Below are 6,247 nucleotides of genomic sequence, written 5' to 3'. Positions count from 1 at the left end.
CGAACCTCGCGCGACGCCCTCCTTCACGTTGCCGTCAGCCGACCGCGTCACCCACGTGGGCGACCGGCCCTCAGGACGCCTCCGCCCGCTCCCGCGTTGCCGCCGGCAGTGACTGCGGCTGGGTGGTCTGCCCGTCCTTGCCGCCGTCGTGCTTGGGCTGCTCGGTGCCGCCCGCCCCGGATGTGCCGCCCGCGGGCGGCAGTTCGCTGAGGAACTTCTTCTCCACGTCCGGGTTTTCCTTCAGGTACGCCTTCACGCCCTCGGCCGCCGCGTTCGGCTTGCCCGCGTAGTCGACGAAGACCTTCTTCTCCAGCGGCCCGAGCACCGAGTCGTCCAGCTTCAGGTTCTTCACCCACGTGTTGACGTCGGGGAAGTCCTTCGCGAAGCCCTTGCGGCCGATCGAGCTGATCCACCCCGGCGCGCCGTACGACTGCTTCGGGTCGGCCAGCGGCTTGATGTCGTACTTCGTGTACGCCCAGTGCGGACGCCACATCGTCACCACGATCGGCTTGCCGGCCGCCATCTGCCGGTCCAGCTCCGCGATCATCGCGGGCGTACTGCTCTTGACCAGGTCGAAGTCGAGCCCGTACTCCGGGATCAGCTTCTTCTCGGTCAGGTCCATGATGTTCGCGCCCGGCTCGATCCCGACGATCCGGCCGCCGAACTCCTTCTCGTGGCCCTTGAGATCCTCGACCGACGCGTACGGCAGGTTCTTCGGGATCGCGAGCTGCACGTCCACGTTGTTGTACCAGCGCCCGATCTCCTCGAGCTTGGACCCGTACTCGTCCAGGTACTTCTTGTGCAGCGTGGGCAACCACGCGTCCAGGAACAGGTCGATGTCGCCGCGCGCCAGGCCCTGGAACAGCGGGCCCACGTCGAGCTGCTTCATCGTGACGTCGTAGCCGCGCTTCTCCAACAGCTGCTTGTACATGTTGGTGACCACGACGTCCTCCTCCCACGGGATCCAGCCGACCGTGATCTTCTTGCGACCACCGTCGGAGGCACCGAGGCCGAAACCGCCGAGCAGCCCCGCGACCAGCGCGACGGTCACCACGCCGCCGACCGCCACGACGGGGCGCGGACGCCAGTCGAGCAGCCACTTCGGCGTGAAGCCCTCGGCGCCGCGCACGGCCTTGGCGCGCTTGGCCCGCGCCTCGGCCCGCTGTCCGGCCGCACCGACCGTACGGTCCAGGTAGATCGCGAGCACGACCACCGCGACGCCGGCCTCGACGCCCAGGCCCACGTTGTTGTTCGACAACGCGCCGAACACCTCGCTGCCCAGGCCGCCCGCGCCGACGATGCCGGCGGTGACCACCATCGACAGCGACAACATGATGACCTGGTTGACCCCGGCCATGATGGTCGGCAACGCGAGCGGGAACTGCACGTCCTTGAGGATCCGCCACTCGCTCGTGCCGAACGCCTCGGCCGCCTCGACCATTTCGGCGTCGACGCTGCGGATGCCCAATTCGGTCATCCGCACCCCGGGCGGCAACGCGAAGACCACCGTGGCCACGACGCCCGGCACCTCCCCGATGCCGAAGAACGTGATCGCCGGGATCAGGTACACGAACGCCGGCATCGTCTGCATGAAGTCGAGCACCGGCCGCAACACCGCGCCGACCGCCCGACTGCGGGCGGTCAAAATGCCCAGCGGAATGGCGACCAGCAGTGCGATCGCCGCCGAGACCAGCACCAGGGCCAGTGTGGACATGGCCGGCTTCCACATGTCCAGGCCGTCGATCAGCAGGAACCCCGCCGCCGCGACCAGCGCGAACACCGGCCCGCGCACGGCCCAGCCGATCAGTGCGAACAGCACCACCACGACCGGCAGCGGCGAATCCGTCAGCCAGTCGGCCAGGTGGGTGACCGCGCCGCCGACCACGCTCCTGATGAAGTCGAACAACCAGGAGAAGTGGTCGCGCATGAAGTCGACCAGGCTCTCGGCCCAGTCGCCCAGATGGATCCTAGGCATCGTCGCGCACCTCGCCCTCGGCCCCGAGCCGCTCCACGACCGACTCCGCCGCCGGCGCCGGTATCCGCACCTCGACCGCGTCGACCGGCACCAACTTCTCCCCCGGACCCGCGGGCACCAGCATCTTCACGCTCCCGGTGTCGGTGACCCCGAGCGTGCCGCCGTCGGCCTCACCCGACCCCCCGGCGGCGTTGCCGAGCGCGGCCAGCAGGCTGACCCGGGGGACCACGCCCACCAGTCGCATGCCCTCGTCCACCACCGCGAGCGGCAGCCTGCTCTCCGCGCACGGCGCGAACAACTCGGCCACCGGCGTCTGCGGTGTCACCGTGACCACGTCGAGACCCGGGTCCGGCCGGACGGTGCGCTCACCGGTCCGCGCCGCCTCCGTGACGGCCGCGTCGGTGACCGCGCCGAGCAGCCGGCGGCCGTTCTCGCGCGTGTCCACCACGAAGGCCGCCGTGGTCTGCGCCTCGCGCATCGTGCGCATCGCGACACGGGGCCCTTCGCCGCTGGTCACCGTGGCGCGCGAGTCCTCCATGATGGAGCCCGCGGTCAACACCCGGGTACGGTCCACGTCCGCGACGAAGGACGCCACGTAGTCGTTGGCGGGGTCGGTCAGGATGTCCTCGGCGGTGCCGATCTGCACCACCCGGCCGTCGCGCATCACCGCGATGCGATCACCGAGCCGCATCGCCTCGTTGAGGTCGTGCGTGATGAACACGATGGTCTTGTGCAACTTCTCCTGGAGTTCCAGGAGTTGATCCTGCATCTCGCGGCGGATCAGCGGGTCGAGCGCGCTGAACGACTCGTCCATCAGCAGGATGTCGGCGTCGGTGGCGAGCGCGCGGGCCAGGCCGACCCGCTGCTGCATGCCGCCGGACAACTCGCTCGGCGCGGACTCCTCCCAGCCGGCCAGGCCGACCAGGGCAAGCGCCTCACGGGCCCGCCGGTCGCGCTCGGCGGCCGGCACCCCCTGGACCGACAGGCCGTAGCCGGCGTTCTCCAGCACCGTGCGGTGCGGGAACAGCGCGAAGTGCTGGAAGACCATGCTGATGCGCCGGGCGCGCACGTCGCGCAACTCCCTGGCGGGCAACGTGGTCAGGTCCCGGTCGTCGATGTAGACGGCGCCGGCGGTGGCGTCCAGGAGACCGTTGAGCATCCTCAGCAGGGTCGATTTGCCGGAGCCGGACAGGCCCATCACGACGAAGATCTCGCCTTCGGCGACCTCGAAGGAGACATCGATGACGGCGGGGACGGTGCTGCCCCCTCGTACGTCGTCCCGGCTTGCGCCGGCACGCAGCCGGTCGAGCGCGTCGTCGGCTCGACGGCCGAAAATCTTGTACAGGCCTTCGGCCCGGAGTCTGGACACGGATACCTCGTTGTTCGGGCCGCGGAGGAACGGAACCGTTGATACCGGTTCCGGGCCGGAGCACCGCCGTGATGAGGGCGCCGGCGCCGCGGGTCGTTGGATGCGGGAGTACGGCCGGCGCAGAAACGTCACGGCAGCGGCGCACGTCCGGGGTCGAACGCCTTTCCCGAGTCCCCTCGGAAAAGTTGTATCCCGCATTTGTTACCGGGCGTGACTTGCCCGAGTGATTCCGACGGGAAACATATGGAGATTCACGTCTCATTAACGCGACGCCATATGTCCGAATTCATCCATTGATTACCGCATTCGAGCTACCTCTTTCGTTGTGATCCCCCGGTGATCATCATGTGATCCCGGCGTGATGACATGGCCATATCCATAACCCTCGGTCATCGAGTGGCCACTCGACGACGCATTACGCGCGTCGATCGCCGCACACGGGCGCGCACTCCGGCGCCGTCGCCCGAATGGCCGTGGCGCGGGCGGGGCGCGCATGCCCCATAGGGGTGACGTTCCCGCGTTCTCCAGGTGACACAACGTCACCAGGCGGTAACGTCCCGGCGCGAGAACGCAGGCGGCGATCCCTCACTGTCGCACACCCCCCTACCGATGGAGCCTTCCGTGTCACGCTTGCTCGACGTCAGCCCCGAGGTCCGCGCCGAGATCGGCGACGACGAGGCCGCCCGCCTGGTGGCAGGGGAGACCGGCCCCCAGACCTACGCGTGCGCCTCGTGCCGCGGTGAGGGCGACACCACCTCCGTGCAGACCAGCGCGCTGTTGTACCTGGCCGAGGAGACCGCGGTGCTCGCGTTCGCACACACCCGCTGCATCCCCTCCCAGGTGATCCCGGTCTCCGAGGCCGCAGTCGAACCGCTGCTCGCGGCGCAGGCCAACCCCGGGCTCGCGGTGCAGACCGTGGTGCCGGGTGGTCCGGTGCCGATCTCGATCACCGGGAGCATGGTGGTGTGCGCGGGCGTGACCTACGCGGCGCTCGTGGTCGAGCCCGGGGCGGCCGTGGCCCGTCCGGGCACGCCCGGCGCGCAGGACGAGTTCCTGTCGCTGCTCGGCGAGCGCGGGTTCGCGCCGATCGCCTCCCCCGAGGAGACGCTGCCGCCGCTGCTCGGCGGCTGGTCGGTACAGATGACCGACGGCTACCTGACCGCGGTGCTGTTCCCGGGCGCGGGCGGGCGTACCGAGGCGTGGTGGCAGGCGCAGACCCCGGCCGAGGTGCCCGAGGCGTGGTTGAACGCGGCGAAGACGCACAGCGTCGTGCTGCTGTTCGCCGCCCCGGTCGGCACCATCGGCATCCACACCGGCAACGACGAGTTGGCCGCCGCGCTGAGCGAGGCGGGTCGGCGCAACCTGCTCGCGGCCGGATCGGTCCCGGTCAGCGGCATCTGACCGGGCCGCGTGCCGGCCTCGACCGCGCGTGACCCATGTCGGGAGGCGACCTGTACCCGGTCGTCTCCCGACGCTCCGATAGCGTGCCGAGCCATGGAGCACTACGACGCGGCCTACGGCGACGAGCTGGTTTCCCAGGACCGGCGGCACATCTGGCACCCGTACGCGAGCACCGAGGGCGAAGCGCCGCTGTTCCCCGTGGTCGGCGCCGACGGGGTCCGGCTCCGGCTCGCCGACGGGCGTGAGCTGGTCGACGGGATGTCGTCCTGGTGGGCCGCGATCCACGGCTACAACCACCCGGTCCTGAACGCCGCCGCGCACGCGCAGGTGGACACGATGGCGCACGTGATGTTCGGCGGGCTGACCCATCCGCCGGCCGTGCGGCTGGCCCGGCGCCTGGTGGAGATCACCCCCGAGCCGCTGACCAAGGTGTTCTTCGCCGACTCCGGCTCGGTCGCGGTCGAGGTGGCGTTGAAGATGGCGCTCCAGTACCAGCGCGGGCGCGGCCGGCCCGAGCGCACCCGGCTGTTGACCGTGCGCGGCGGCTATCACGGCGACACGTTCGGCGCGATGTCGGTGTGCGACCCGGTCGGCGGCATGCACCACCTCTTCTCCGGGGTCCTGCCCACGCACCTGTTCGCGCCGATCCCGCCGGCGGGCTTCGACACCCCGCCGCGCGCCGAGGACACCGCCGGGATCGAGGAGTTGCTGGACCGACACGGCTCGACGGTGGCGGCCGTCGTCCTCGAACCGATCGTGCAGGGCGCGGGCGGAATGCGCTTCCACTCCCCCGCCTACCTGCGCCGGATCCGCGAACTGTGCTCGCGGCACGAGGTGTTGCTGATCGCGGACGAGATCGCCACCGGATTCGGCCGAACCGGCGAGCTGTTCGCGTGCGACCACGCGGGCATCGCGCCCGACATCATGTGCCTGGGCAAGGCCCTGACCGGCGGCTACCTGACCATGGCCGCGACGCTCTGCACCGACGAGGTGGCCCGAACCATCTCGCGCGGCGAGGGCGGCGCGTTCATGCACGGCCCGACCTTCATGGGCAACCCACTGGCCGCCGCGATCGCCGCGGCCAGTATCGACCTGCTCCTCGCCGAACCCTGGCGCGACCGCGTCAGCGCCCTGAGCGACGGCCTCCGCACGGGCCTGGCCCCGGCCCGCACCCTGCCCGGCGTGGTCGACGTCCGAGTCCTCGGCGCGATCGGCGTCATCGAACTCGCCACCCCGGTGGACATGGCAACGATCCAACCCGCCTTCGTCGAACACGGCGTCTGGATCCGCCCCTTCGGCCGCCTCGTCTACACGATGCCCCCCTACATCACAACCCCGAACGACCTGACCACGATCACCACAGCCATGGTCGAGGTAGTCCGCACCCACACGTAGCCCCCACCCCGGGCCGCCCGCACGATCGACGCGCCGAACGAGGGCCGGGCGGGAGCGGCCTGAAAGAACCCCGCCCGGCGCATAACGGCCGGACGGGGCAGAGCCGA

Annotated in this window: 4 protein-coding genes; 2 read left to right on the top strand and 2 right to left on the bottom strand. The window is 70.3% G+C overall.

The genetic code is table 11. From position 1 onward, the window contains the following. Nucleotides 1-70: 70 nt before the first annotated feature. Nucleotides 71-1,975: an ABC transporter permease/substrate binding protein gene (locus tag ACFRCG_RS44955; protein ID WP_380042459.1), complete on the bottom strand. Its 1,905-nt coding sequence runs from the start codon at nucleotides 1,973-1,975 to the stop codon at nucleotides 71-73. Beyond that, nucleotides 1,968-3,344 (bottom strand): glycine betaine/L-proline ABC transporter ATP-binding protein, encoded by a 1,377-nt coding sequence (locus ACFRCG_RS44950; RefSeq protein ID WP_380042458.1) that lies wholly within the window; start codon nucleotides 3,342-3,344, stop codon nucleotides 1,968-1,970. Before ACFRCG_RS44950 ends, ACFRCG_RS44955 begins: the two co-directional genes overlap by 8 nt. Nucleotides 3,345-3,965: 621 nt before the next feature. On the opposite strand from ACFRCG_RS44950, the gene ACFRCG_RS44945 reads away from it, so the two are divergent. Together ACFRCG_RS44945 and bioA are read left to right on the top strand one after the other, a co-directional pair. Continuing rightward, entirely contained in the window at nucleotides 3,966-4,745 is a 780-nt protein-coding gene (locus tag ACFRCG_RS44945; protein WP_380042457.1) for a hypothetical protein, read from the top strand. 93 nt (nucleotides 4,746-4,838) lie between these two features. Then, complete coding sequence (bioA, locus tag ACFRCG_RS44940) at nucleotides 4,839-6,140, top strand: adenosylmethionine--8-amino-7-oxononanoate transaminase (protein WP_380042456.1); 1,302 nt, start codon at nucleotides 4,839-4,841, stop codon at nucleotides 6,138-6,140. The last annotated feature ends 107 nt before the right edge of the window (nucleotides 6,141-6,247 follow it).

It is taken from the genome of Embleya sp. NPDC056575, from assembly GCF_042793325.1.
Classification (GTDB): Bacteria; Actinomycetota; Actinomycetes; order Streptomycetales; family Streptomycetaceae; genus Embleya.
The sequence above is the reverse complement of the archived record's forward strand: the minus strand, read 5'-3'. Positions and strand labels throughout refer to the sequence as shown.

Bases quoted from the DNA above. Each gene is read 5' to 3' on its own strand.
- ACFRCG_RS44955 (WP_380042459.1), bottom strand. From the start codon at position 1,975: ATGCCTAGGATCCATCTGGGCGACTGGGCCGAGAGCCTGGTCGACTTC.
- bioA (WP_380042456.1), top strand. From the start codon at position 4,839: ATGGAGCACTACGACGCGGCCTACGGCGACGAGCTGGTTTCCCAGGAC.